20 protein-coding genes and 4 pseudogenes are annotated in these 24875 nt (G+C 72.4%); 1 reads left to right on the top strand and 23 read right to left on the bottom strand.

The window, feature by feature from the left end; genetic code table 11:
* Position 1 precedes the first annotated feature (1 nt).
* The 3 genes and pseudogenes from scpB to L2X98_RS17150 form a co-directional block, all read right to left on the bottom strand.
* A complete protein-coding gene (gene scpB, locus L2X98_RS17160; RefSeq protein WP_259611685.1) occupies positions 2-595 on the bottom strand; it encodes an SMC-Scp complex subunit ScpB in 594 nt (197 codons plus the stop codon).
* A pseudogene (locus L2X98_RS17155) lies at positions 585-1416 on the bottom strand (segregation and condensation protein A). The gene scpB and the pseudogene L2X98_RS17155 overlap by 11 nt, the downstream one beginning before the upstream one ends.
* Positions 1417-1621: 205 nt before the next feature.
* Complete coding sequence (locus L2X98_RS17150; protein ID WP_259613375.1) at positions 1622-2455, bottom strand: ParA family protein; 834 nt, start codon at positions 2453-2455, stop codon at positions 1622-1624.
* 341 nt (positions 2456-2796) lie between these two features.
* Between L2X98_RS17150 and L2X98_RS22510 the strand changes: the two genes are divergently transcribed.
* Complete coding sequence (locus tag L2X98_RS22510) at positions 2797-4158, top strand: DUF222 domain-containing protein (RefSeq protein ID WP_435526221.1); 1362 nt, start codon at positions 2797-2799, stop codon at positions 4156-4158.
* A 177-nt stretch (positions 4159-4335) separates the two neighbouring features.
* Here L2X98_RS22510 and L2X98_RS17135 read toward each other — a convergent pair whose 3' ends face one another.
* The 20 genes and pseudogenes from L2X98_RS17135 to L2X98_RS17045 form a co-directional block, all read right to left on the bottom strand.
* Positions 4336-5808: a hypothetical protein gene (locus tag L2X98_RS17135; protein WP_259611684.1), complete on the bottom strand. Its 1473-nt coding sequence runs from the start codon at positions 5806-5808 to the stop codon at positions 4336-4338.
* 1950 nt (positions 5809-7758) lie between these two features.
* Complete coding sequence (locus L2X98_RS17130; protein ID WP_259611683.1) at positions 7759-8406, bottom strand: hypothetical protein; 648 nt, start codon at positions 8404-8406, stop codon at positions 7759-7761.
* Positions 8385-8957: a hypothetical protein gene (locus L2X98_RS17125; RefSeq protein WP_259611682.1), complete on the bottom strand. Its 573-nt coding sequence runs from the start codon at positions 8955-8957 to the stop codon at positions 8385-8387. The genes L2X98_RS17130 and L2X98_RS17125 overlap by 22 nt, the downstream gene beginning before the upstream one ends.
* Positions 8958-9155: 198 nt before the next feature.
* Positions 9156-10694, bottom strand: coding sequence for a hypothetical protein (locus L2X98_RS17120; RefSeq protein ID WP_259611681.1), 1539 nt, complete (start codon positions 10692-10694; stop codon positions 9156-9158).
* Positions 10695-11902: 1208 nt separating this feature from the next.
* On the bottom strand, positions 11903-12046 hold the full coding sequence (locus tag L2X98_RS17115) for a hypothetical protein (protein ID WP_259611680.1): 144 nt from the start codon (positions 12044-12046) through the stop codon (positions 11903-11905).
* A 26-nt stretch (positions 12047-12072) separates the two neighbouring features.
* Positions 12073-12990 (bottom strand): hypothetical protein, encoded by a 918-nt coding sequence (locus L2X98_RS17110; protein ID WP_259611679.1) that lies wholly within the window; start codon positions 12988-12990, stop codon positions 12073-12075.
* A 158-nt stretch (positions 12991-13148) separates the two neighbouring features.
* A pseudogene (xerD, locus tag L2X98_RS17105) lies at positions 13149-14052 on the bottom strand (site-specific tyrosine recombinase XerD).
* Between the two features lies 1 nt (position 14053).
* Complete coding sequence (locus tag L2X98_RS17100) at positions 14054-14644, bottom strand: NUDIX domain-containing protein (RefSeq protein ID WP_259611678.1); 591 nt, start codon at positions 14642-14644, stop codon at positions 14054-14056.
* Entirely contained in the window at positions 14634-16367 is a 1734-nt protein-coding gene (gene pyrG, locus L2X98_RS17095) for a CTP synthase (protein ID WP_259613374.1), read from the bottom strand. The genes L2X98_RS17100 and pyrG overlap by 11 nt, the downstream gene beginning before the upstream one ends.
* On the bottom strand, positions 16360-16725 hold the full coding sequence (locus tag L2X98_RS17090; protein ID WP_259611677.1) for a hypothetical protein: 366 nt from the start codon (positions 16723-16725) through the stop codon (positions 16360-16362). Before L2X98_RS17090 ends, pyrG begins: the two co-directional genes overlap by 8 nt.
* A complete protein-coding gene (locus L2X98_RS17085) occupies positions 16683-17087 on the bottom strand; it encodes a hypothetical protein (RefSeq protein ID WP_259611676.1) in 405 nt (134 codons plus the stop codon). Before L2X98_RS17085 ends, L2X98_RS17090 begins: the two co-directional genes overlap by 43 nt.
* Positions 17054-17668 carry a hypothetical protein gene (locus L2X98_RS17080; RefSeq protein WP_259611675.1) on the bottom strand — a complete coding sequence of 205 codons (615 nt, stop codon included), beginning with the start codon at positions 17666-17668 and terminating at the stop codon, positions 17054-17056. The genes L2X98_RS17085 and L2X98_RS17080 overlap by 34 nt, the downstream gene beginning before the upstream one ends.
* Positions 17665-19281, bottom strand: coding sequence for a hypothetical protein (locus L2X98_RS17075; RefSeq protein ID WP_259611674.1), 1617 nt, complete (start codon positions 19279-19281; stop codon positions 17665-17667). The genes L2X98_RS17080 and L2X98_RS17075 overlap by 4 nt, the downstream gene beginning before the upstream one ends.
* Positions 19278-20918: pseudogene (gene recN, locus L2X98_RS17070) on the bottom strand (DNA repair protein RecN). Before recN ends, L2X98_RS17075 begins: the two are co-directional and overlap by 4 nt.
* 54 nt (positions 20919-20972) lie before the next feature.
* Entirely contained in the window at positions 20973-21905 is a 933-nt protein-coding gene (locus tag L2X98_RS17065) for an NAD kinase (RefSeq protein ID WP_259611673.1), read from the bottom strand.
* Positions 21902-22702, bottom strand: coding sequence for a TlyA family RNA methyltransferase (locus tag L2X98_RS17060; RefSeq protein WP_259611672.1), 801 nt, complete (start codon positions 22700-22702; stop codon positions 21902-21904). Before L2X98_RS17060 ends, L2X98_RS17065 begins: the two co-directional genes overlap by 4 nt.
* Positions 22699-22848 (bottom strand): hypothetical protein, encoded by a 150-nt coding sequence (locus L2X98_RS17055; RefSeq protein ID WP_259611671.1) that lies wholly within the window; start codon positions 22846-22848, stop codon positions 22699-22701. The genes L2X98_RS17060 and L2X98_RS17055 overlap by 4 nt, the downstream gene beginning before the upstream one ends.
* Before the next feature lie 34 nt (positions 22849-22882).
* A pseudogene (locus L2X98_RS17050) lies at positions 22883-23922 on the bottom strand (HAD-IIA family hydrolase).
* A 17-nt stretch (positions 23923-23939) separates the two neighbouring features.
* Complete coding sequence (locus L2X98_RS21815; protein ID WP_354002837.1) at positions 23940-24374, bottom strand: hypothetical protein; 435 nt, start codon at positions 24372-24374, stop codon at positions 23940-23942.
* Entirely contained in the window at positions 24367-24858 is a 492-nt protein-coding gene (locus L2X98_RS17045; protein ID WP_354002836.1) for a hypothetical protein, read from the bottom strand. The genes L2X98_RS21815 and L2X98_RS17045 overlap by 8 nt, the downstream gene beginning before the upstream one ends.
* Positions 24859-24875 lie beyond the last annotated feature (17 nt).

Below are 24875 nucleotides of genomic sequence, written 5' to 3'. Positions count from 1 at the left end.
GTCATCGTCCGATCCCTTCGTCCACGACGCTGCCGACGGTGTCGACGTCATCCAGCAGCGGCGAGATGTGCGGCAGCTCGTCGAGCGAGTTGATGCCGAGGTTCACCAGCAGCGCGTCGGTGGTGCCGTAGAGGATCGCGCCGGTCTCGGCGTCGTTGCCCACTTCGGTGACCAGGCCCCGCGCCAGCAGCGTCCGCACCACCGAGTCGACGTTCACCGCGCGGATCGCGGCGACCTGCCCGCGCGAGACGGGCTGCTTGTAGGCGATCACCGCGAGGGTCTCCAACGCCGCCTGCGACAAGCGCGACGGTGCCTGGGTGTTGACGAACTCGGCGACCAGGTCGTCGTAGTCCTCGCGCACGTAGAGCCGCCAGCCCCCGCCGACCTCGCGCAGCTCGAACCCGCGACGCGGCCCGCCGGTCTCGCCGTCGTAGTCGGCGACGAGTCCTTCGATCGCCTGCCGCACGGCCGGCACCGGCGCACCGACGGCGGTGGCCAGCGCCACCAGGCTCTGCGGCTCCTCGACGATCATCAGGATCGCCTCGAGTTGGCGGGCGACGTTCGGCCCGGCGGTCGCGGTCGGCTCATCGGTCATAGTCGGCTCCCAGGGACGCGAGATTCTCTTCGGACCAGCGCTCGGCGGTCCACCGCAGGGTCAGCTCGCCGAGCGGCTCGAGCTGCTCGAACGAGATGGCGGAATGACGGTACAGCTCCAGGACGGACAGGAACCGTGCCACCACGATGCCGGTCTGGGTGACGCCCGAGACGAGCTCGCGGAACGACAGCGTTCCGGAGGAGCGCAAGCGTCACCACCACGGCGGCCTGCTCGCGGATGCTCACCAGCGGCGCATGCAGGTGGTCCAGCCCGACGACGGGGATCTCCTTGGGCGCGAAGGCCAGCATTGCGATCGCGGCGAAGTCGTCGGCCGACAGCGTCCAGACCAGCTCCGGGGCGGCGCGCCGGTACTTCTCGTCCAGCCGCACGGCCCGCGCCTGCCGGTGGTCCTCACGCTGCAGGCAGCGGGCGAACCACACCGAGACCTCTTTGAACGCCCGGTACTGCAGCAGGCGGGCGAACAGCAGGTCGCGCGCCTCGAGCAGCGCGACCGACTCGGCGTCGACCAGCTCGCCCTGCGGCAGCAGGCCGGCGACCTTCATGTCGAGCAGGGTCGCGGCCACGACCAGGAACTCGGATGCCTCGTCCAGCTGGTCGTCGGACTGCAGCTCGCGCAGGTAGGCGATGAATTCGCCCGTGACGCGCGAGAGCGAGACTTCGGTGATGTCCAGCTCGTGCTTGCCCAGAAGCGTCAGGAGCAGGTCGAACGGTCCGTCGAACACTCCCAGCGAGACGCGGAATCCGGCATCCTGGCCCTCGCCCTCGGGCTCGCCGTCAGGTCCCTGAGCGAGGGAGCGCAGGCCGTCCTGTCCGTCAGGTCCCTGAGCGAGGGAGCGCAGCGACCGAGACGAAGGGCCGTCCGCCCCGTCAGGTCCCTGAGCGAGGGAGCGCAGCGACCGAGACGAAGGGCCGTCCTGTCCGTCAGGTCCCTGAGCGAGGGAGCGCAGCGACCGAGACGAAGGGCCGTCGTCTGCGACATCCTCCTCAGACGAGCGCGCTTCGTCGTCAGGCCACGGCGCCACGGGCGACCAGCTCCCGCGCGAGCCGCAGGTAGGCCTGTGCGGCCGCATGCTCCGGCGCGAACTCGGTGATCGGCATCCCCGACACCGATGCGTCCGGGAACTTCACCGTGCGACCGATGACGGTCTCGAGCACGTCGTCGCCGAACGCCTCGACCACGCGCTCCAGCACCTCGCGCGAGTGCAGCGTGCGCGGGTCGTACATGGTGGCGAGCACGCCGTCCAGGGTGATCGCGGGATTGAGCCGGTCCCGGACCTTGTCGATCGTCTCGATCAGCAGCGCGACGCCGCGCAGCGCGAAGAACTCGCATTCCAGCGGGACGAGCACGCCGTGGCTGGCGGTGAGCGCGTTGACGGTCAGCAGTCCGAGCGACGGCTGGCAGTCGATCAGGATGACGTCGTACTCGCCGGCGACGCCGCGCAGTGCACGAGAGAGGATCTGCTCGCGGGCGACCTCGTTGACCAGGTGCACCTCGGCGGCCGACAGGTCGATGTTGGCGGGGATGACGTCCAGGTTCTCGACGGAGGTGTGCACGATGACCTCGTGCGGGTCGCGCTTGGAGTCCAGCAGCAGGTCGTAGATCGTCGGGATCTCGTGCGTCGCGATCCCGAGACCGGCCGACAGCGCGCCCTGCGGGTCGAAGTCGACGGCGAGCACGCGGCGGCCGTAGCTGGCCAGTGCGGCGGCGAGGTTGATCGTGGTCGTCGTCTTGCCGACGCCGCCCTTCTGATTGCACAGGGCGATGATGCGTCCGGGGCCGTGGCCCTTCAGCGGCGCAGGGGTGGGGAAGCCGTGGTACGGACGGCCCGTCGGGCCCATGGGGACGTCGTTGAGACCCTTCGCCTTGGTCGTCTTCTTCGTCGCGCTGCCCGCCACCGGTCTCCTGCTCTCGTCCATGCTGTCCGGTCGATTCTAGCGATCTCGCGGCCGCGGCACGGGGCGCAGGCCGGGGATGTCGCGGACCGGCCGCGGGGCATGCTCGCCCGCGCCTCGCCGAGCGGTCGTTCCGTGGCGAGCCGCGTGCTCGCGAATGTCTCTGCGACGGTGCTCGCGACGGGACGCGAGAGGTCTCAGAATCCGGAGATGAGAGAATTGCCATCGTCACCCGGAACCGCGTATTTTTCTTCGAGAGTGTCGGTGGTGGTGGGCATGATGGAGGTATGGACGAGCTGAGCGCGGAGGACCTGGATCTGCCGGGGATCGACGCGCTGGTCACGGGGCTGGTGGAGACGCGGCGGGCGATCGCGCGGCTGCAGGCGTTCGAGGCGTCGCTGCTGTCTTCGACGGTGGATGTCGTGGCCACGTGTGCCGCGGCCCGCGGGGTCGATGATGACCGGGATCTGCCCTGGCGGGAGGTCTCGGCCGAGATCGGTGCCGCGCTGCGGATGAGCGATCGGACCGTGCAGGCCCGGCTCGGGGAGGCGGCCGTGCTGGTGACCCGGTTCCCGGCCACGCACACCGCCTGGGCGGACGGACTGCTGGACCAGTCCCGGGTGCGGGTGATCGTGGAGGTCGGCGCCACCCTGCCCGATGCCCAGACCCGTACCGTCTACGAGCAGACCGTGCTTCCACGGGCGGCGGAACTGACCCCGGGCCGGTTGCGCCCGGTGTGCCGGACGGTCGCGGACCGGGTCCACCCGGACTCGATCAGCACCCGGCACAAGCAAGCCCGGCAGTCGCGCACCACCCGGGTGATCGATCTGGACGATGACATGTCCCGGCTCCTGCTGGACGGACCGGCAACCCTGATCCACGCGATCTTCGACCGCGCCACCCAGATGGCCCGCACCGTGCAACAGGCCGCCACCGGCCCCGACCCGGACGCGACGACCACCCCCGAACACGAGGACGGGCTCCCCGTGGGCGATGATCGCACCCTGGACCAGCTGCGCGCGGACGTGCTCACCGACCTGCTCCTGACAGCGGCACCCACCGGCCACGGCCCGGCCGACGCGTTCGCCGGCATCACCGCGCGAGCTCCAGGTCACCATCCCCGCCACCCTGCTCCACCCCGACTCCCCCAACGACACCAGCACCCCGGCCCCCGGCGATCCCGCGGACCGCGACCCGGCGCACGAGACCCCCGCGATCCTGTCCGGGTACGGGCCGATCGACACCCACACCGCCCGCATCCTCGCCGCCGCCACCACCACCAGCTGGACCCGGATCTTCACCGACCCGCACACCGGCATCCACGTCAGCGCCGACCGGTACCGACCCCACCCCGCCCTGGCCCGACTCCTGGACGCCCGCGACCAGCGCTGCCGCTTCCCCGGCTGCCGGCAACCCGTCCACCGGTGCGACCTGGACCACACCCACGACCACGCCCTCGGCGGAACCACCGCGCACGACAACCTCGAACACCTCTGCCGCCGACACCACGTCCTCAAACACCACACCCGGTGGACCGTCCGACAACTGCCCGGCGGAATCCTGGAATGGACCAGCCCCACCGGCCGCGTCTACCACGACCACCCCACCCCAACAGTCCACTTCACCCCCGCCCACCCCCACCCTTCTGAACCCACCCCCACCCGCGGGAGAACCGGACTGCGACTTCGCCGGTTCGTCGCTGTGGCTACCCCCCGGCACCACGCTGACGATCCCTCCGGCCGGCGCCGTCACCACGCACACGGCGGGCACCGGGTCAAGACACCGCGCGCTCTGCTCGCAGGGCGTCAGGTCCATGCGCCCTGGTCTCAGAGGTAGACCTCGTCGGCGAACACCATCCGCTGTTCCCACGTCGGCGGGCGCCCCCGCGCGACGCGGGTGCGCATGACAGGCGGCAGCGGGTCGCCTTCGAACCGCTCCCACTCCTCCACCACGACCCGCCAGCCGGAGGCACCGGATGCCGGCGTGCGCAGCACGACGTCCTGGTCGGCCCGCAGCTCGTCGCCCCACGAGACCGTCCGGGTGGCGGCATCCATCGCCTGCACCGGCAGTTCGCTTACATCGACGGTGATCCAGCCGAGGTCGCCGGCCAGTTCCGGGTCCTTGCGCTGCAGACGCGCCACCACCACCCGTTCGACGCCGAGCAGGGCGCGCGCGTCGGCAGCGTCGAAGGTCCAGGTGCGGCGGGGCACCGGCCCGGTCACGACCACCCGCGCGCAGCGCTCATCGGTGCGGCTGACCACCAGCGCCCGCTCGGGCGGCATCTGCACGTAGTCGCACCGCACCGGGGCGGACAGCTCGAGACCGGCCAGGCTCTCGGGCTGGTACCGGGCTACCGCCAGCCGAAGGAACGGCCACGCCGAGGCGCCCGGGCTCACGGCGACATCGACGTACCAGAGCCCGCGCTCCTCGTTGAACTCCGGACGATATCCCCACGCCCTGGCCCGGTAGGTCTTGGCGCCGTCCGCGGTGAGGGGCAGCGTCAGTCCGTCGGCGACGGTGATCGGCCGCGCGGGTTGCACCTCGTCGTCCAGGCCGAGACCGTGCCACGGCTCTTCGAGTTCGGTGTTGCCCAGCGAGACGGAACGGACCGAGGCGTCGTCCGCCCAGATCGGGTCCTGCGCCCAGGCCGAGACCGGCCCCGCCGAGCTGACCGCGTTGCCCGTGAGCACCGCCAGCAGTTCGCCCTCTCCGCTGGAGAACCACGGACGCTGCAGGTAGATGCGCACGCCCGCGAGTCGCTCGTGCCGCACGGCGATGGGCTGGCCCGGCTGCCCGACCCCCTCGTCGACCGCCACCGGTCCGCCGCCCGCCGGATCGTCGTGGGACCACCGGAACAGCGGGATCGCCGAATGCACGATCGGGGGCGCCGGCCGCGCCGACGACGGCACCGAGACCGCGAGTTCGGCGCTGACCGTGCTGGCGCCGTCGTCGAACGCCACGGTCGGGTCGCCCACCAGCAGTGCGGGCGGGAAGTACTCGCGGAAGCGCGTGGACGCACGCAGTCGATAGCTGACGCGACGATGCTTGGTGTCGCCGAAGTCATGCGCGACACGATGGAACCACACGGTCGGGTCGTCGAGGTCGGCCTGCTCGCGCGGCATCCCCTCTTCCGGGCGCGGCTCGAAGACCGCCAGCCGCTCGTGCTCGTTCGTGACCGTCGTGAACGCATGGCCGCTGCTGGGACGCTCGCGCCAGCGCGTGTCGCCGGGGTTGTCCACGATGTCGGTCCAGGATGCCTCGGCGGTCAGCTGCTCGGTGCTGGCGCCGTGCAGCCGCACGCTGCCCTCGAACCAGGTGTCCGTGGCGGCCGGCTGCCTCGCAGCCCGGAATCTCACCGGGTGCGGCGCCTGCACGGGGCGCGGCACCGCGTGCACCAGGCGCAGCGGCTTGCGCCGGGGTCAGCGCCCACAGGTAGCCGTCGAGCGCAGCCTCGACCACGGCCGCGTTGGAGCGGAGCGTCGCGGGGAACGAGTTCCACACTCCCAGCATCCGCAGCGCGCGCTCGGGCAGGCGCTGCCGATGCGCGCCCGCTCGCACCGTGCCGGCAGGCAGCGTGAACGCCAAGACGCGGCCCGCCACCTCGACACGAGCGGTCGTGCCGGTGGCCAGCGTGAGCCGCCAGCTCTGCACGAGCGGCCATCCGCGATCCTCGACCGGGTAATCGGCGGTGAATCCCTCGATGCCGAACGGCATCGGCAGCGCGGGCGACAGCGCCGCGTCGGGGAAGACGATCGAGACCCCGCGGGCGAGCGGATCGGGCAGGTAGGGCAGCACCAGATCGTCGACGTCGTGCACGACATATTGGCCGGCGGCGGGCGCATCCCCCGCCGGCAGCGGAAGGGTGACCAGCGGACCGGCCGCGGTCGCATCGGCGACGAGCGCGACGCCCGCCACCGCATCGCGGACGCCGGGGATGTCGGGGCTGGCGACATCGAGGTCGAAGAAGCTGCCGTTCTCGCGCAGCGCCACCGCGAGCGCGGCGCGCAGCGTGTCGGGAGTGGGACTCGGGCCGAGGATCGGGTCGAAGGCGCCGTGCAGCTCTGCCTGCGTCTGGCTCGTCTTGGGCGGCGCGACATGGCGCTCGGCGACCGCGGCCAAGGTGGAGTCGGCCAGGGATGCCGCGGCGGACGCCGCGTATTCGCCCGGGTCCTGCACCGAGACGGCGAGCGTCGCCGGGTCCTGGTGCACCCCGCTGCGGATCACCAGCACCCGCACCGACTCGCCCTCGCTGTAGCGGGCGCGCGGCACCAGCGCGGGCGGGGCGACCGGGTCCCAGCGCAGGAATGGGCGCGGTGCGGTGACCGTCTCGGCGGCGAGCATGTACCCCGCGGCGGCGGCACCGCCGACCGCAGCACCGGCGGCGGCAGCAGCACCGGCGCCGGAGTGCCCAGCAGCCGCATGCGCGGCGGCATGCGCAGCGGCGGAGGATGCGCCGAGGTCGTGCAAGCTGGCTGTCCAGCAGCCGGCTCAGTGCCTGCGCCACGGGGCTGCGATCGGCTCAGCCGCGGTGGGCTCGGCATCGCCCGCAGCCACTTCGGGTCGGGCGGCGATCGCGCGAAGGTGGTCGCGGAACGCGGCCTCGACCGCCCCCGCCCGGGTGGCCGCGCGCGCGACGAGCGGGGGGCGCGGCAGCTCAGCCGCCCGCGCCCCGCTGACCGGACCGACCGCGCCGGTGGCCCGGCGCGCCCGGGTGCGGGATGCCGCGGCTTCGGCTTTGGCGGCGTTGTCGCTGCCGTGACCGCCGACGTCGCGATGAACCGATGGAGCGCCGAGGCCGCGCCGACCGCCGGCGGCTCGACCAGGAGTGCGCGCAGCCGCGGCATGTCACGCAGCACGTCCAGGAGGTCGACCGGGCCCCCGCCGGCCGGGCTCGGGGCGGGCGGAAGCGGCACGGGCCGCACGTTGCCGGCCAGATCGACCAGCCAGGCACGGAAGGCGTAGCGGCGCCCGAACCGGAGCGGGGCAGCGTATCAGGGGTGATCCGATGCACGAAGCGGATGCGGTGCGGCGCCTCGGCGGGCACCAGTTCGGGGGTGTCTTCGACCACCTCGTCGATCTTGGCTGTGCCATCCGGCTGCGGCACCGGCACCTCGCGCACCCGCCGCCCGGGCCGCGCCACCGACAGGCTCCAGCCCTCCCAGCCGAAGACCGCCTCGTGCACGTGGATCGGCGCCGCATCGACGTTCGGCGACTGTTCGGCGGGCGCGGTCTGGATGAAGCCGAACCCGTCACCGAGGTCGAGCGGCTCGGCCAGCCCCTCGATGAACGCCGTCGTGTGCCGAGCGTGCAGCGATCGCCACGTGGTGCCGCCGGCATCCCACACCTCCACCCGCAGCCCGCGCGCGACGTCTTCGCTGGACAGGGTGGGCGGGGTCGTCGGGACGACGATCTGCTCGGACGGCTCGCCGCGCCGTGGCCGGCGCCGAACCGCCGGAGCGAGCTTGCGCGGCGAGCGCCTTCTGCGCGTCGAGGCGGTCCTGCAGGATGCGCGCCTGCCCGCGCCGGGCGACGGTCAGTCCGGACGCGCGCAGCGCCGGGGTCGCGGCATCCACCGGCTCGGTGTTCCGCTCGCTGTTCCACAGGTGCGGGAGCTCGCGCAGGTACATCTCCATCTTCAGCGCGGTGCCGTCGGTCTCGGTGTCGAGCACGGTGAAACGTCCGGTCCGGCCCAGAGCCAGGGCGCCGTCGATCCATTCGTCCGATGCCGGGACGGTGACCAGGGCGCCGTCCGCGGTGGCATGGCAGGCGACCCGCGGGGCGGTGTTCGTGACGGTGGGCGCGCCCGCGACCGTCACCGTCGCCCGCAGCCAGTCGGACCCGCGCAGGCGGGCCGGTTCGAGCACGACGAGATCGATCACCAGGCCGAGGGCGCGCAAGGCGCGGGGTGATCGCCGAGGTGGGCGACGCGCTCGTGGAACTCGGCGCCGGGAACGGGCATGGGCGCCGACGCCGTCGTGGGCGCCTCCTGGTACGCGGTCTGGGCCTCGGGGCGGGTGTAGTAGCCGCGGACGGCGTGGAAGGCGGCCAGCAGGGCGGAAGGGTCAAGTGCCGCACCGCCGGCGCTCGGCGCCTCGCGGGGCGGCAGGCTCCCCGTGCGCCGGTCGAGGGCCGCCGTGAGGCGCTCGTCGTCGATCGGGATCTTCTCGCCGCGGTCGCCGCGCGGGCCCTGACGGTCCGGCGGCAGCTCGCGCGTGGCGAGCGCCGTGATCGCGCGGGTCAGCGGATGCCCCGACGGACTCGGCGGCGTCACCGGAGAGAGCGTCGCGGTCGCCGTGACCACCGCCTTGCCGAGCTGGTCGGCCGCGGCGGCGTCGAAGCTGCGCCACTGCCGGTCCGACCAGTCCGGCACCTCGTTCACCCGCACCGGGGTGTCCCCCGGAAAGAGCGCGGCCCAGGCATCCGGGCGCAAGCGGATCGAGCACGGCACGGCTGCCGATCTCGCCGGTCTGGTCGCTCAGCGTGACCGTGACGCCCTCCTGCACGGCCCGCGTCCAGGCCGCGAAGCCGGCATGGTCGGCGAGCACCGTGCCCGCACCCGTCAGCTTCGGCGTGATGAACACGGACACATGCACGGTGTCGCCGTCGCGCGCGGAATGCGGAAGCGCGATCGAGATCGCATGCTCGCTCATTCGCCGACTCCCGCCAGGGCGAAGGCGCCCCAGTAGTCGTCCCACGCGGCCGAGCCGGTGCCGCCCGGGTCCATCATGATCTGTGCGAACGACGGGTCGCCGTTCGAGCCGGCGAATTCGCGCCGCGCCGAGATCGAGACGCTCCCCGAGAAGCAGAGCACCGAGACCGACACCGTGATGGTGGCCTCGCCGACCATCTTGCCGGTGTCGAACTGGTACGTCAGCGACATGTACAGCTCGATCGAGGCCGACGCGATGCCGAGCACGTCGACCTCGCCGCGCAGTCGGAAGTACCCGGTCAGCTGCCCCTTCTTCGACTCCAGACGCAGGTAGATCCCGATCATGCACGAGATCGAACCGGATGCCACGCCGAAGTCGACCGAGAGCGTCGCTCCCGCCTCGAGTCCGAGCTCGAGCACGTCCAGTCCCTCGGGCGTCAGGCGGATCAGGAACCACCCGCCCCCGCCGATGAACAGCACCGCGAGTGTGAACGGCTGCTCGCGCGTGCAGAAGCTGAAGCCGAAGCTCAGCGACTTGCCCAGGAACGGCACCTGCACGTCGGCGCCGAGGGAGATGTTCGCGAGCGAGAACACGCCGATCGCGACGCTCGGGATCGCCAGGGTGAAGCCCGCGCGCAGTCCCGCGGTGTCGACCTCGACGAACGGCGGATCCGAGAACCCGTCGAACGGGATGAAGTCCTTGAGCACCTCGACGAACGAGAGGATGCCGACGAACTCGAGTTCGCCCAGCACCACATCGACCTCGGCCTTGCCGTCGGAGCCGGACGAGAACGCGATGTGCTCGAACGGGATGCGCACCAGCGGGGCGCCGGACTCGCCCTCCTTGCCGAACAGATGCAGGGTGAGGTTGCGGATCTCGGCCATCGCCGTGATCGCCGGCGCACCCTGGCCCGATACCCGGCCCTCCACCGAGACCGTGAAGGCGCCCCGGGGCATCTCGATGAGCGTGAGCCCGGTCGCCGGCCAGCGCTCGACCAGCCGCGGCTTCCAGTCGTAGCGGAAGACGCCCTCGAGCATCGCGGGGTCCAACAGCGCGAGGATGCTGCGCACGTCGTCGAGCACCGCGATGATCGCCGCCGGCGAGAGGGTCTTCCGGATGGTGGCGATCAGCCCGTCGATCCGCTTCCGCAGCAGCGGCGGGATCCTCGGGTTCGCCGACGGGATGCCGGCGATCACGGCGTCCATCGCGGTGAGTTCGCTCTCCACGGCGGTGATGCGGGCGTCGATGTCGGCCACGCTGCCGAGGGTCGTCGGATCCAGCAGCGGCGGGATCGCGGCGAGGTGGGCGGCGAGGTCCGCGGCGAAGGCGGCGACGGATGCTGCCGGGTCGAGCCGCTGCGCCTCATCGAGCGCCGAGCGCAGCGTATCGAGGTCCTTCAGGATGCGGCCGACGCCGTCCATCGTCTCGGTGATGACGCTGGGCATCGCATCCAGCTCGCCGACGACGCCCTGGACGAGGTCGGTGAGGCTGACCAGCCCGAACAGCTTCGGCAGCGCGCCCGCGAAGAAGGCCATCGGGTCGAACGACCCCGTCTGCATGCCGGCGTTGTCGCCGACCGCACCGGTGACCAGCGACAGGCCGCGGATCGGCAGATCCGGCTTGCACGAAGCCCCCGGCGCGGTCGCTGCCCGCGTGCGGTGTGCCGAAGGACATGCTCGGCGCCTCGGTGAGATCGACCTCGCCCGGCAGCTGCCGGTCGGTGGCGGTCTCGCCCAGCAGGGTGCCGGCCCACACCTGGCCCGCGTTGACCGCGGCATCCCACCCCTTCTCGAGATAGGTGGGGGTGTACTGGATCCGCACGGCGGGCAGCCCGGCGAGGCGCTTGGCGACGTCGACGACGACGTCGGCCGAGCTGAGGTACGGGGTCGAGGTGCCCAGCGCGGCGCGGCCGCGCACGTGCAGCGTCGCGGTCTCGGTGCGGGCGTCGCCGGCCTCGGTCTGCGGGGCGAAGGCGACCCGCTGCCCGGCCAGGTCCATGATGCGGTGCGCGCTCTGGTCGTATTCCGCGTCGACCGCGGCGAAGTCGTGCACGTGCTCGGCGACCCACAGCAGCGGGGTGCGCCACGCCTGATGCTGCCCGTCCTGGTCCCACGCATCGATCCCGAAGCGCAGCGGCTCGGTGCCGAGCGAGGGCCAGAAGAAGCTGTCGATGCCGTTCCCCGGGTCGGCGATCGGCGGCGTCACGATCGGCGAGAGATCCACCCGGGTGTGGCTGAAGCCGCGCGCGTCGTCGCCGCCGTAGTCGCGGCGCGGGTCGCTGATCACCAGGAACGAGAACTGGTAGAGGCTCGCCGTGTTGGGGCTGGTGGTGATGCGGCGTTCGGTGATCTTCACCACGGCGGTGGGCTGCCCGAACGGGTAGAGGTAGCCGGGGTACACGACGCGCACGAACTGGTCCCGCCCCATCGGCGCGACATGGTCCCACGCGAGGATCGAGGGCAGGTCGTGCGCCGAGTACTCCTTCGTGTACCACGCGCCGTGCAGGTCGAGCCATGCGCCCAGGGAGGAGAGCCAGAGCTTGTCGACGCCGACCGGGGCAAGGCCGCGCGGGTCGGCGATCCCCGGCCAGCGCTCGGCGCTCTGGCGCACGAGGCGGTGCCGGTCCGAGCGATTGAGCGAGCCGCGGAACGGCTGGTCGGCGCCGGCGGCCGGCGTCGAGAGCGGGTGCGAGGTGCTGCCGTCCTCCGGCGTGCGCCATGCGGCGGCCGGGATCCCGTCACGATCACGGGTCCAGATCGCCCGCACGACCCGGCTTGCGCGAGACGCGCTCGTCGGGGGCGCCGTCGGCGCCGGCGACGGCGAGCCGGCTGTGCCAGAGCTCGACGTGCCGACCGGACGCCGCGTCGACCGGCTGCTCGGCGTGCACCCAGCGACCGTCCCTGCTGGGCGAGATCACCAGCCGGTACGGCGCCTCGATCGCGGTCTGCAGCGCCGTCGGGCTCTGCTGTACGTGCCGAAGCGGATGCGGTCGATGTGCGAGCGCGCCTCGTCGATCAGGCGCCCCAGCGGCGCCGGCGCGGCGGCGGCCGGGACTCCGCGCGCCAGGGTGATCCCGACATCCAGCCCCTGGGCGACGGTCTGCCGGATGCCGCGCGCGATCGCCAGCGCGCCGCTGACGGTGCTCGGGTCGGGTGGTGGACTGTGCCGCTTCTGCGCGGCGGTGGCCTTCCGGACCACGACGCCGCTCGCGGTGTGCACCGCGACGAGATCGGGGTGGACCCACACCAGACGCCCGTCGCTGGTGCCCGCGACGTCGCCGCGCACGCCCGGTGCCTCGGCCCGCGGGTGCAGCAGAGGTGAGAGGACGGTGATGGCCCGCAGGATGCCCGAGCGCGTGAATTCGACCGTGTCCTCCGCCCCGATCGTGAACACCAGCCGGCTCGCGCGGGCGGCGCGGAACCCGACCGGCAGGGTCGGGTCGATCGAGTTCGCCACCGGCGGGGTGTTCGCATCGAGGACCGGCTTGCGCGACGGATCCTTCGGATCGGGCACGTACTGCGCGGTGTCGGCTCCCGCCTCGACCACGTACTGCGCCGCTTCGTGCCCGTGCTGGAACGAGTACTCGATCGCCAGGACATGCGGCGCCGCCCCCTCCGGCACCACCCGAGGGGGATCCTGCGCACCATCGAGGCGCACTCCCCAGAACCGTGCGGTCAGCGACACCAGGTCACGGCCGCGCACGACGTCGACGATGAGGTCGGGCGGACTGTTCCCGGGCCCCTCCCACGGCGCGGAGGTGAGCGTCGCCGCGAGCGTGGGAGCAAGATGAAGGGCGCCCGCGAAGCGCTGATCCGACGTGACCTCGGTCACCCGGTTGCGAAAACTGTCCTGGGGCATGTCGCGTCCCGTCGAGGAACTGCCGCGGTTCGGAGCTCCCGCCGTCGGCGCCGGCGGGCGGGAGGTTGGCGCAAACTATATACCCTCGCGCTCCTGGCGGCTATGACTGTCTGCCGCCAGCATCCCCGCCTCTACCGCGCCCGCGGATGCGATGTCGCGTACACGTCGCGCAAGCGCATCCACGCTCACGTGCGTGTAGATCTGGGTGGTGGCCACCGAGGCGTGGCCGAGAAGCTCCTGCACCACGCGCACGTCGGCGCCGCCCTGCAGCAGGTGCGTCGCGAACGAATGCCGCAGCGTGTGCGGCGACACGTGCGCGCTCAGCTGGGCGCGCTCGGCGGCCGCCTGGATCACCAGCCACACGCTCTGCCGCGACAGCGGCGCGCCGCGGGCTCCCAGGAACAGCCGCGGCGTCGCCCTGCCCCGGGCCGACAGCGCGGGCCGCACCCGGGTCAGGTAGGCGTCGACGGCGTCGCGCGCATAATCGCCGATCGGCACGATGCGCTCCTTCGACCCCTTGCCGCGCACGCGCAGCACGTCTCCGTGCGCGAGGTCGTCGACATCCAGCTTGCACGACCTCCGAGACCCGCGCGCCGGTCGCGTAGAGCAGCTCGAGCAGCGCCCGGTCGCGCAGCCCCAGCGGCTCGGTCGGGTCGGGCGCGGCCAGAAGCCGTTCGACCTGGTCGATCGTCAGCGCCTTCGGCAGACGCTGCGGCAGCTTGGCGGCCGCATCCGTCCGGTCGGATCGGCCTCGTCCAGCCCCTCCCGCACCAGGAAGCGGTGCAGCCCGCGCACCGAGGACTGCAGGCGTGCCAGAGAGGATGCCGCCGGCAGCGGCCGCGCGCCGGATCGATCGGCGATGAACCCGGTCACCAGCTCCGTCGTGATCGCCGCGGTGTCGTCGATGCCCCGCGCCGTCAGCCACTCGGCATAGCCGGCGAGGTCCCGACGGTAGGCGGCGACGGTGTGCGCCGACAGCCCGCGCTCGACCGTGACGTGCCGCAGGTACGCGTCCACCGCCCGATCCAGGCGCATGTCACACCCCGGAGGCGGCCCGCCGCAGATGCTCGGCCGCCGCCAGGACCCCCACCGACAGGATGCCGTTGCGCATCCGCCCCTGCAGGACGGCGGTCACGACATCCGCGATCGGAACCCACTCGACCCGGATGTCGGCCTCTTCCGCGCCGCGCACGTACCCGCCCGGCACCGGGCTGAGCCCGCGCGCCAGGAAGATGTGCACGACCTCGTCGTTGCCCCCGGGAGTGGTGAAGACGCTGGCCAGCGCGGACCATTCGGTCGCGGCGATGTCGGCTTCCTCGGCGAGCTCGCGGCGCGCCGCGTGCTCGGGCGGCTCGCCGGAGACATCCAGCAGTCCGGCGGGGATCTCCCAGTCCCGGTACCGGATGGGATGGCGGTACTGCTGGATCAGCAGCACCCGGTCGTCCTCGTCCATCGCCACGACCGCCGCCGCTCCGGTGTGGGCGACGTACTCGCGCACCAGCTCGTCGCCGTTGTAGCCGAACGTGTCGCGGCGCACGTCCCACACCTTGCCGTCGAAGACGAGTTCGCTCGAGACGGCTTCCGGGGTGAACGGCTCGTCCCGCAGCGCCGCCGGATCAGTCGCCATTGTCGACGTCGAACAGTTCGCTGGCGCGGTGACGCTCCACGGCCGCCTCGATCAGACCGCGGAACAGCGGATGCGCATGGGTGGGACGCGAGCGCAGCTCGGGGTGGGCCTGGGTGGCGATGTAATACGGGTGCACGTCGCGCGGCAGCTCGACGTACTCGACCAGGTTGCGATCCGGCGACAGCCCCGAGAACACCAGCCCGGCCTCGCTGAGCCGATCCCGGTACGCGTTGTTGACCTCGTAGCGGTGGCGGTGCCGTTCGGATGCGCTGGTCGAGCCGTACAGCTCGGCAGCCAGCGACCCCTCGGCCAGATCGGCCGGGTACAGCCCGAGTCGCATGGTGCCGCCCAGATCGCCGGCGGCCAGGATGTCCACCTGCTCGGCCATCGTGGCGATGACCGGATCGGACGAGTCCGGGTCGAACTCGCTCGAGGACGCCCCGGCGATCCCCGCGACGTGGCGGGCGTACTCGATGACCATGCACTGCAGTCCGAGGCAGATCCCGAGGGTCGGGATGCCCTGCTCGCGCGCGAAGCGCAGCGCGCCCAGCTTGCCCTCGATGCCGCGGATGCCGAAGCCGCCGGGCACGATGATGCCGTCGACGCTGGCCAGCGCCGCCTGCGCGCCCTCCGGCGTCTCGCACGTGTCGGAGGGGATCCAGCGGATCTTCACGTGCGTCTCCTGTGCGAACCCGCCGGCGCGCAGCGCCTCGGTGACCGACAGGTAGGCGTCCGGCAGGTCGATGTACTTGCCGACCAGCCCGATCGTCACCTCGTGCTTGGGGTTGTGCACCGCGTTGAGCACCTTCTGCCAGCGCGACCAGTCGACCTCGGCGGCGCGGGTCAGCCCCAGCGCCCGCACGATGTAGGCGTCCAGGCCCTGGTCGTTGAGCATCGACGGGATGTCATAGATGCTCGGCACGTCCACCGCGTTCACGACCGCGCGCTCGTCCACGTCGCACATCAGCGCGATCTTGCGCTTGTTCGCGTCGGTGACGGGCCGGTCGCTGCGCAGCACCAGCGCGTCGGGCTGGATGCCGATCGAGCGCAGCGCGGCCACGGAGTGCTGGGTGGGCTTGGTCTTCTGCTCACCGGACGCGCCCATGTAGGGCAGCAGCGACACGTGCACGAAGAACACGTTGTCGCGCCCCAGCTCGTGCCGGATCTGCCGGGCCGATTCGATGAACGGCTGCGACTCGATGTCGCCGATCGTTCCGCCGACCTCGGTGATGATGACGTCCGGCTTGGGAACGGCGTCGGCCTGCAGACGCATGCGGCGCTTGATCTCGTCGGTGATGTGCGGGATCACCTGCACCGTGTCGCCGAGGTACTCCCCGGCGCGCTCGCGCGCGATCACCCGCGAGTAGATCTGCCCGGTGGTGACGTTGGCGGCCTGATTCAGGTTCACGTCGAGGAAGCGCTCGTAGTGCCCGATGTCCAGGTCGGTCTCGGCGCCGTCGTCGGTGACGAACACCTCGCCGTGCTGGAACGGGTTCATGGTCCCGGGGTCGACGTTCAGGTACGGGTCGAGCTTCTGCATGACCACGCGCAGTCCGCGCGCCGTGAGCAGATTCCCCAGGCTCGCGGCGGTCAGTCCCTTGCCCAGAGACGAGACGACACCACCGGTCACGAAGATGTGCTTGGTGGTGTCGTCGGATTCCGTGGTGTCGGACTTCGTGGTGTCGGAGACGGGATCGAAACTGCCTGCGTCTGAACTATGCATCACGGGCTTTAATCCTATCAGTGACTCGGCCGGGTCCGCTGTGCGAATGCCGACGGCGCGTGCGGGTCCACACCAGGACGAGCACCGTGGCGGCGACGCTGATGCCGAGCAGGAGCAACGGCACCAGGAACGTCGCCTCGTCGCCGTACAGGTCCTGCGTCATCCAGACGAACAGGATGCCCTGGGCGAGCGTGAACCCGACGGGCAGCCACCGCGCGACATCCCGTGCGAGCCCCTGCACCGGCCCGCGACGTGCGCGCACGACTCCGATCGCCGCGCACACCAGCGTCCCCAGGGTCAGCGCGACGGCGAGGATCATCGGCAGCGCGCGCGCCAGGGCGTCGCCCACGTAGGCCATCGGCGATCCGGCCGCGTACGTGCCGTCGGCGAACTGCAAGCTGGACGCCCTGGAAGTCGTCGTCCGGCAGGAACGGCCCGTTCTCGTCCCCGACGGCCTGCCACATCCCGTCCTCGTCGACGGCGTACTCCTGCTGATACCGCACCGTGCCGCCCGGCCCCGCCGTCGTGCCGACCGCGCGCAAGCCCGGTGTCCGGCCACGACTGGTCGCCGAGCCATCCCGACGCGCCCGACGCGGCGCTGCTCATCGAGGCGGGCACGGTGAGACCGACCGCGATGTGCGCGGGGGCGGCATCCGTGCCGGCCCAGCCGAAGTCCCACCCCGGATTCAGCGCCGTCCAGCGCAGCTTGCCTGGCGCCACTCCCCGTCCTCCCAGACGGTGGCGACCGGATCATCGATGCGGTAGCGGATGACGATCGCATGCTCCCCCGGCCAGTCGTCCGGGATCTTCGTCTGCAGCAGCGCCTGGCCCTGCATCCGGCGCTGGGTGAACGGGACGGCGGCCCCGTCGACGGTGACGGATGCCACGGTCAGCGCCATCCGGTGACCGGCGATGTCGTCGTGCCACTGCCGCAGCACCTGCGGCACGTCCTGGTAGTCGCCCCCGACCGTCGCGGTCATGGTCTCCTGCACGTCGAGGCGGACCCGCTCGCCGGGGCCGACGGTCGCCGTCGCATCGGAGGAGAAGTCGGTGACGAACACGCCGTAGTCGCCGGGCAGGTCGCCGTCGTAGACGGCGTCGTCGGGCGGACGGGCGGTGGATGCCGGAACCCACACCGCGATGGCGATCGCCGCCATCACCGCGACCACCGCCGCCGTCCGGACGACGAGTCGTCCACCGGTGACGAACTGCGGATCGGCCTCGGCCTTGGCCCGCACGCCCTCGTCGGCGAGCAGGCGCCGCACCAGCCGCCCGGCGCGCCGGGAGGGCGAGAACATCACCGCATACGGCAAGCGGATCGGACAGCGACGTGCGCTCGTCGCCGCGGGTGCGCTGCACGAACAGGCGCAGACCCAGCAGGTGCTCCTTGACCAGCGCGCCCTGTCGAGTGAGCGGTCGCGCGCTGAGCGCGAGCACGAGGATGACGACGGCCAGAGCCGTGGTGACGACCACGATCGCGACCGGCCACCAGTACACGGACAGCGGCACCTGGTATGACAGCTGACGCACCAGTCCCCACTGCAGCACGGTCCAGGCCAGGGCCGCACCGATGAACGAGTCGCGCACGAAGCCGGTGGGCACCCGCCGCAGACCCCGCGTGAACTGCTCGCGCCACGCCGGCGCCGACAGGTAGCGCGACCAGGCGGTGAAAAGGTTTCCGGTCCGGCCGGTGCGCGCCGCGGCGCGCACCAGGGCCCGCCGCGCTGCCGCCGACTTCGGCGCGGCGCGATGGTCGGCCACGGCCCCGGCCAGACCCGAGGTGAGCACGGCCCGCCAGAGCCGGGCGGCGAGAGCCGGCTCGACGCCGGGCGGCGGCTGCTCCTGGTAGACGTACCAGGCCCGACCCCGGGCATCCGCCCACGCGACCGCCCGTGCGGCCAGGGCGAACAGCAGCGTCGCGGCCAGCAGGAGCAGGGGCACGAACGGGCCGATCACCTGCACCCAGTACAGGAACGAGGGGGCCGGCATGGTGAACGTCCCCTGCTGGAAGGGGAACCGGAACCAGAACGTCGCGTACGGCGGGATGTTCTGGTCGTTGACCAGCGAGTAGGTGACGGCGGCGGCGGTCTGGGTGTCGGGCTCGAGCTGTGAGGAGTCGCTCAGCAGCGAGCCAGGAGATGCCGCCGTGCGGCTGCCGGGAGTAGTCCGCGACCAGTGCGCGCGGCACGGTGACGGTCAGCGCCGAGTGCGCCACGCCGTGCGGGAAGTCCGGGCCGAAGACGTTCCACTCCAGGAGGTCCTCGATCCGCCCGGTGGAAGCGTTCTCTGCCGGGTACGCCAGATCGCTCAGCGTGTACCGCAGCACGAGCTCGTGGTCGCCGGTCAGCGGCGAATCGCGCTGGATCCGGAACGTCGTGCGCGTGGGCGCGCGCACGGTGTCCACGCCGGTCTCGGCCCCGTCGAACGTGGCCGAGACCAGGGTCGGGTCCAGGTCGTGCGACTCGTACTGCGACGGGATGACGCGCTCGACGGCATCCTCGTCCACATCATCCGGGAAGAAGGCGGTGATCCGCTCGGTGACCTCGACGCGCAGGCGACCGTCCGCCGACCGGGCGAGGGTGTAGTCGGCGGCGAAGGAGCGGGCGATCCAGGTGTCGGTGGCGCCTTCGGCCGAGGCGGTGATGTCGTCGAAGCCGATCGGTCTATTGATCACCGGGCCCGCCAGCAGCAGGATGCCGATGCCGATCACCAGCGCCCAGCCGACCCGGGTGGCCCAGCGGATGTTCGCCGAGCCGTGCGAGCGCACCCATGCCTCCAGGCGCAGCAGGCGCGCCGAGAGCCACCGGTACAGCGGGGTGGGGCGGCGCTGCTCCACCCGGACGGCGCCGTCGGGCATGGGTCCGTCGGGCACAGGAGCGTCGGGCAGGCCGCCGCCGGGGTCGTCGGAGCTCACGCGGCCCCGCGAGCCGTGTCCAGCAGCTCCCGGGCGTGCGTGAGCGCGGCATCCGAGTCGGTGAGCCCGGACAGCAGCCGCGCCATCTCGGCCTCGCGGTCGGCGCCCTCCAGCCGCCGCACGCTCGAGGACGTGACCGTCCCGTCGTTCGACTTCACCACGCTCAGGTGGTTCGTGGCGAACGCGGCGACCTGGGCGAGATGGGTGACGGCGATGACCTGCGCCGACCGCGCGAGCCGGCCGAGCCGGCGCCCCACCTCGATGGCCGCGGCGCCGCCGATGCCGGCGTCGACCTCGTCGAAGACGAACGTGGGGACGGGGTCGGTCGCGGCGATCACCACCTCGATCGCGAGCATGACACGGCTCAGCTCTCCGCCGGATGCGCTGCGTGAGACCGGTCGTGCCGAGCCGCCGGGGTGCGGGGCCAGCAGGATCGCGATCTCGTCCCGGCCGTGCGTCGAGGCGGGCGCGTCGCTCACCGCGACCTCGACGCGGGCGTCGGGCATCGCGAGCGCGTGCAAGCTCTTCGGTCACGGCGTCGCCGAGCTGCTGTGCGGCCCCGCGGCGCGCTTCGGTCAGCGTCGCGGCCGCCGCATCGAGGTCGGATGCCGCGGCCCGGCCCTCGGCGGTCAGCCGCTCGATGCGGTCGTCGTCGTCATCGAGCTCGGCCAGCCGCGCCGAGCCGGTCTGCAAGGCTCGAGCGCAGCCTCGAGCGTCCCATGGGTGCGCACCAGCCCGCCGAGCACCGCACGCCGCTCTTCGACGGCGGCCAGCTCGTGCGGGCCGGACTCGTCGAGGTCGGCGAGGTACCCGGAGATGCCGGCTGCCAGATCGGCCGCCCGGTAGCCGATGTCGGCGGCCTGCTCGGCCAGCGCCTGCAGCATGGAATCATCCTCTGCGGCCCGCTCCAGCGCACGCCGAGCGTGCGCCACCAGCGCGGTCACATCTGGCTCGTCATCCTCGGACGACAGGGCGGCGTGCGCGGTCGCGGCGGCCTCGCGCAGTGCTTCGGCGTTGGCCAGCCGCTCGGCCCGCCGGTTCAGCTCGACGTCCTCGCCCGGCTGCGGGTCGGCCTGCTCGATCTCGGCGAGGGCGGTGCGCAGCGCCTCGGCCTCGGCGGCGCGGGCATCCCGGTCCGTGATCAGGGCGGTCAGCTCGGCATCCAGCGTGCGCCAGTGATCGTAGCGCTGCTGATACTCCCGCAGAGCACCGGCGACCGGGTCGCCGCCGAACCGGTCCAGCGCATCGCGCTGCGCGGCGGATGACCGCAGCCGCAGCTGCTCGGACTGCCCGTGCACCACGACGAGCCGGTCCGCGAGATCGGCCAGGACCCCCGCCGGGGCGGTCCGGCCGCCGACGGTGGCCCGGCTGCGGCCCTCGGCCGACAGCGTCCGTCCCAGATAGAGCTCGGCCCGCCCGTCGCCGATCGGCTCGACCTCGCCGCCCGCGTCGCGCACCCGCTCGGCGACCGGGCCGGCATCGGGCACGATCCACACTCCGTCCACCGACGCCTGCGCGGCCCCGGCGCGAACGGCCCCGGAGTCGGCGCGCTGGCCCAGCAGCAGTCCGAGGCCGGTGACCACCATGGTCTTTCCCGCCCCGGTCTCGCCGGTGATGGCGGTGAAGCCCGGACCCATGGGCAAGGTCGCCTCGGCGATCACACCGAGGTCGCGCAGCCTGCATGTGCTCGATCACGGCCGGGCTCCCGGCCCGTCCCCGTTCCCCCGCCACCCGGCGACCGGAAGCTGGAACTTCCGCACCAGCCGGTCGGTGAACGCCGCCGGGTGCAGTCGCGCCAGGCGCACCGGCTCCTCGGAGCGCCGCACGACCACCCGGGCTCCCGGAGGGAGCTCGTGCGAGCGCCGGCCGTCGCACCAGAGGATGCCGGTGCCGTTCGTCCGCTCCAGCACCTCGATCGCCACCGACGTCTCGGGCCCCAGCACCAGCGGCTTCGCGAACAGCGCATGCGCCGACAGGGGCACCACCGCGATCGCGGCCACGGTGGGCCAGATGACGGGGCCGCCGGCCGAGAAGTTGTAGGCGGTGGAGCCGGTCGGGGTGGACACGACCATGCCGTCGCACCCGAAGCTCGACAGCGGCCTGCCGTCGATCTCGACGACGACCTCCAGCATCCGCTCCCGACTCGCCTTCTCCACCGTGGCTTCGTTCAGCGCCCAGGTCGAGAAGATGACCGCGCCGCTGACGTCCTTGACCCGCACCGACAGCGCGAGCCGCTCCTCGACGCGGTAGTCGCGGTCGATGACGCGCCGGACAGCATTGTCCATGTCGTCGCGCTCGATCTCGGCGAGGAAGCCGACATGCCCCATGTTGATCCCGAGGACGGGCGCCGTCCCGCCGCGCACGAGCTCGGCGGCCCGCAGGATCGTGCCGTCGCCGCCGAGCACGATCGCCAGCTCGATGTCGGAGACGGCCACGTCCGTGCCGAGCGTCGAGGTCCGGCGCAGCTTCGGCTGCAGGCCGATCAGCTCTTCCCGGTCGTCGGCGGCCAGCACGGGCCGTGCACCGGCGGTGTGCAGCGCGTCGATGACGTGCGCCGCCGCCTCGACCGTGTCCTCGCGCTGGGCGTGCGCGACGACCAGGATGCTGCGCTGATCCGTCGTCATGTGCTTCCCGTCGCCGCGTTCACGATGCCCGTCCATTCTGTCGGATTCCCCTCGGATCCCGATATCAGGTGGACCACGTACTCCCGGTTGCCGTGGGTGCCGACCACCGGCGACGGGATGACCCCGTGGGTGCCGAGGCCGACGTCCCAGGCGGCCCACAGCACGTCGGCGACCGCCTCGGACCGCAGCGCCGGATCGGTCACCAGACCGCCCCGGACCGCGGTGCGCCCCACCTCGAACTGCGGCTTGACCAGCAGGACGACATCGGCGGCGGGGGCGGCGACCGCCGCGACGGCCGGGAGCACGTGGTGCAGCGAGATGAACGACAGGTCGCCGCAGATCAGCTGCGGCGCGGCCTCGATCCCGGACACCTCGCGCAGGGATGCGGCGGTCATGTACCGGACGTTGAACCCCTCGATCGCTATCACGCCGGGGTCCGCGGCGATCTCGGCCGCCAGCTGGTCGTGGCCGACGTCGACGGCGATCACCGGATCGGCGCCGCGCTCGCGCAGCACCTGGGTGAATCCGCCGGTGGAGGCGCCCATGTCCAGCGCGAGACGTCCGGCGACCGGCACGGCGAAGGCATCCAGTCCGGCGAGGAGCTTGTGCGCAGCGCGGCTCACGTAATGGTCGGCGCCGGCCAGGCCGATCTCGGCCGCGTCGTCGACGGGGGCGGATGCCTTGACCACGGCGCGCCCGTCGACGGTGACCAGTCCCTGCGCGATGAGGGTCTGGGCGTGCGTGCGCGAGCGGGCCAGTCCCCGGGCGGCCAGCGCCTGATCGAGCCGCTGCGTCATGCGGTCGGAGGGGTCGCCGGGCCGCTGTCCAGCACGCGTGCGAGCTCTTCGTGCAGCGCCGCGTAGGCGTCGGCCCGTTCGGCGAGCGGCTGGCCCTCGATCACCCGCAGGCGGCTGATCAGCTCGTCGTGCTCCACGTCCTCCATGGTCCCCATGCTAGCGCCGGGCACCCCGCCGTGCTCAGGGGCGGAACGGGTCGGCGTACAACTCCTCCTGCACGTGGAAGCCGAAGATGGCCCGCCCCGAGTCCCACACGGCCGCCGCGCCCGCGCGGACCAGATCGATGGGATGCGGACCCGCCTGCACCACGCGCAGCTCGGCGCCGTCGATCTGCACCACGGCGTCGCCGACCTGCGTGCGGTCGCCATCGGTGCGGGTGGTCGGATACGGCTCGAACAGCTGGCGCAGGTCCGCGACGATGTAGTCCGGGCGGCTGGTGGGCGGCGCGGCCAACAGGTGCTTGGGGCGGTCGACTCCGGTCAGCACGAACGCGGAGGGGATGCCGGCAGCCTGCGCCCCGGCGATGTCGGTGTCGAGACGGTCGCCGATGAACAGCGGCCGACGTGCCTCGAAGCGCGCCACCGCCTCGTGGAAGATCGGCGTCTCAGGCTTGCCGGCCACGGTGGCCAGGCGTCCCACCGCGGTGTGCACGGCCGAGACGAGGGTGCCGTTGCCGGGCGCGATCCCGCGCTCCTGCGGCAGCGTCCAGTCGGTGTTGGTCGCGATCCAGGGGATGCCGCCCTCCTCTTCGGGCGTCTGCAGCGCGTACGCGGCCTCCGCCAGCTGGGTCCAGGCGATGTCGGGAGAGAACCCCTGCAGCACCGCCGCCGGCGCGTCCTCCGCGCTCGCGGTGACGGTGTAGCCGGCGCGGGCGACCTCGGTGACAAGCCCTTCGCCGCCGACGACCAGGATCGTCGCCGGCGGGGCGATCTTCGTGCGCAGCGCCGCACGGCGGCCTGGGGGCTGGTCACGATGTCTTCGGGCACCGTGCGATCCAGGCCCAGGTCGCGCAGGTGCGCGGCGACGTTCGCGTCGGTGCGCGAGGCGTTGTTGGTGATGTAGCCGAGCCTGCGCCCCTCGGATGCCGCCCGGTTCAGGCTGTCCACGGCATGCGCGAGCGCCCCTGCGCCGGTGTACACGACGCCGTCGAGGTCGGCCAGCACCGTGTCGATCCCGTCGAGCGGCGTCGCCGTGCTCTCCGCGGGCGCCTCCCCGCGCAGCCGCGCGAACACGCCCTTCACTCCCCGTCCCCCTCCGCCGAGGTTGTCCTCGGTCCGCCGAGGTTGTCCTCCGTCCGCCGAGGTTGTCCTCCGTCCGCGGAGGTTGTTGTTGTCGGTCCGCCGAGATTGTCCTCGGTCCGCCGAGATTGTCCTCGGTCCGCCGAGATTGTGCCGGCCCCGTCCTCGGTTTCGTCGGCCGCGAGGTCGTCATCCTGAGGCTCGACCTCAGTCTGGTCGTCGGCATCCTCTCGGTCGCCGGCATCCGCCTGGTCGTCGGGCACCGCCTGGTCGTCGGCATCCGCGGCATCCGCAGGCGGGTCTTCTCCCGCCTCGTCGAGATCCTCTTCGAGATCTTCGACGTACACGGTCTCGTCCTGTCCGACACCGGATGCCTCGTCCAGCGCGTCGGCCGCGACATCGGCGAGTCGCTGCCAGCGGGTGGCCTCATCCATCCGGCCGAGCTCTTCGAGGACCGTGGCCCGCGCGGCGAACAGCGCCGGGCTCCATTCGTAGGCGTGGTCGGGATCGGCCTCGGGGATCTCGAGCTCCTGGAGGGCACGGCTCGCGTCCCCCTGGTCGAGCCATGCCCCGGACATCGCGATCGCCAGCTTGCACGCGGACATCGGCGGGCAGCGTGGACCGCTCGACCGAGCGCCCGACCTCGAGGGCACGTTCCGGCCGACCGACCCCGCGCTCGCTGTCGACCATGAGAGCGATCTGGTCTTCGCGGCCGGACAGCCGCCGGTACGTGCGCAGTTCGCGCAGCGCCAGCGCGTAGTCGCCGAGCGCGTAGGCCGTGATCGCCACGGTCTCCCGTGCGACGGGGATGCGTCCGGCATGCCGCGATGCGGCCAGCGCATGCTCGTGCGCCAGCGCCGGGTCGTCGTCGATGAGCTTGCGCCGCCATCGCGAGATGCCGCGCGACGCGCTCCGCATTCTCCTTGCTCAGCGTC

The sequence above is a fragment of the Microbacterium elymi genome, assembly GCF_021582895.2.
Taxonomy (GTDB): domain Bacteria; phylum Actinomycetota; class Actinomycetes; order Actinomycetales; family Microbacteriaceae; genus Microbacterium; species Microbacterium humicola.
Note: the sequence above shows the minus strand (reverse complement) of the source record. Positions and strands in the feature narration are given on the sequence as shown.

Bases quoted from the DNA above. Each gene is read 5' to 3' on its own strand.
- L2X98_RS17090 (WP_259611677.1), bottom strand. From the start codon at position 16,725: ATGGCCTACGTGGGCGACGCCCTGGCGCGCGCGCTGCCGATGATCCTC.
- L2X98_RS21815 (WP_354002837.1), bottom strand. From the start codon at position 24,374: ATGGATGAGGCCACCCGCTGGCAGCGACTCGCCGATGTCGCGGCCGAC.
- scpB (WP_259611685.1), bottom strand. From the start codon at position 595: ATGACCGATGAGCCGACCGCGACCGCCGGGCCGAACGTCGCCCGCCAA.
- L2X98_RS17060 (WP_259611672.1), bottom strand. From the start codon at position 22,702: ATGACGCAGCGGCTCGATCAGGCGCTGGCCGCCCGGGGACTGGCCCGC.
- L2X98_RS17065 (WP_259611673.1), bottom strand. From the start codon at position 21,905: ATGACGACGGATCAGCGCAGCATCCTGGTCGTCGCGCACGCCCAGCGC.
- L2X98_RS17150 (WP_259613375.1), bottom strand. From the start codon at position 2,455: ATGGGCCCGACGGGCCGTCCGTACCACGGCTTCCCCACCCCTGCGCCG.
- L2X98_RS17100 (WP_259611678.1), bottom strand. From the start codon at position 14,644: ATGGCGACTGATCCGGCGGCGCTGCGGGACGAGCCGTTCACCCCGGAA.
- L2X98_RS17045 (WP_354002836.1), bottom strand. From the start codon at position 24,858: ATGCGGAGCGCGTCGCGCGGCATCTCGCGATGGCGGCGCAAGCTCATC.
- L2X98_RS17120 (WP_259611681.1), bottom strand. From the start codon at position 10,694: ATGGCCTTCTTCGCGGGCGCGCTGCCGAAGCTGTTCGGGCTGGTCAGC.
- L2X98_RS17055 (WP_259611671.1), bottom strand. From the start codon at position 22,848: ATGGAGGACGTGGAGCACGACGAGCTGATCAGCCGCCTGCGGGTGATC.
- L2X98_RS22510 (WP_435526221.1), top strand. From the start codon at position 2,797: ATGGACGAGCTGAGCGCGGAGGACCTGGATCTGCCGGGGATCGACGCG.
- pyrG (WP_259613374.1), bottom strand. From the start codon at position 16,367: ATGCATAGTTCAGACGCAGGCAGTTTCGATCCCGTCTCCGACACCACG.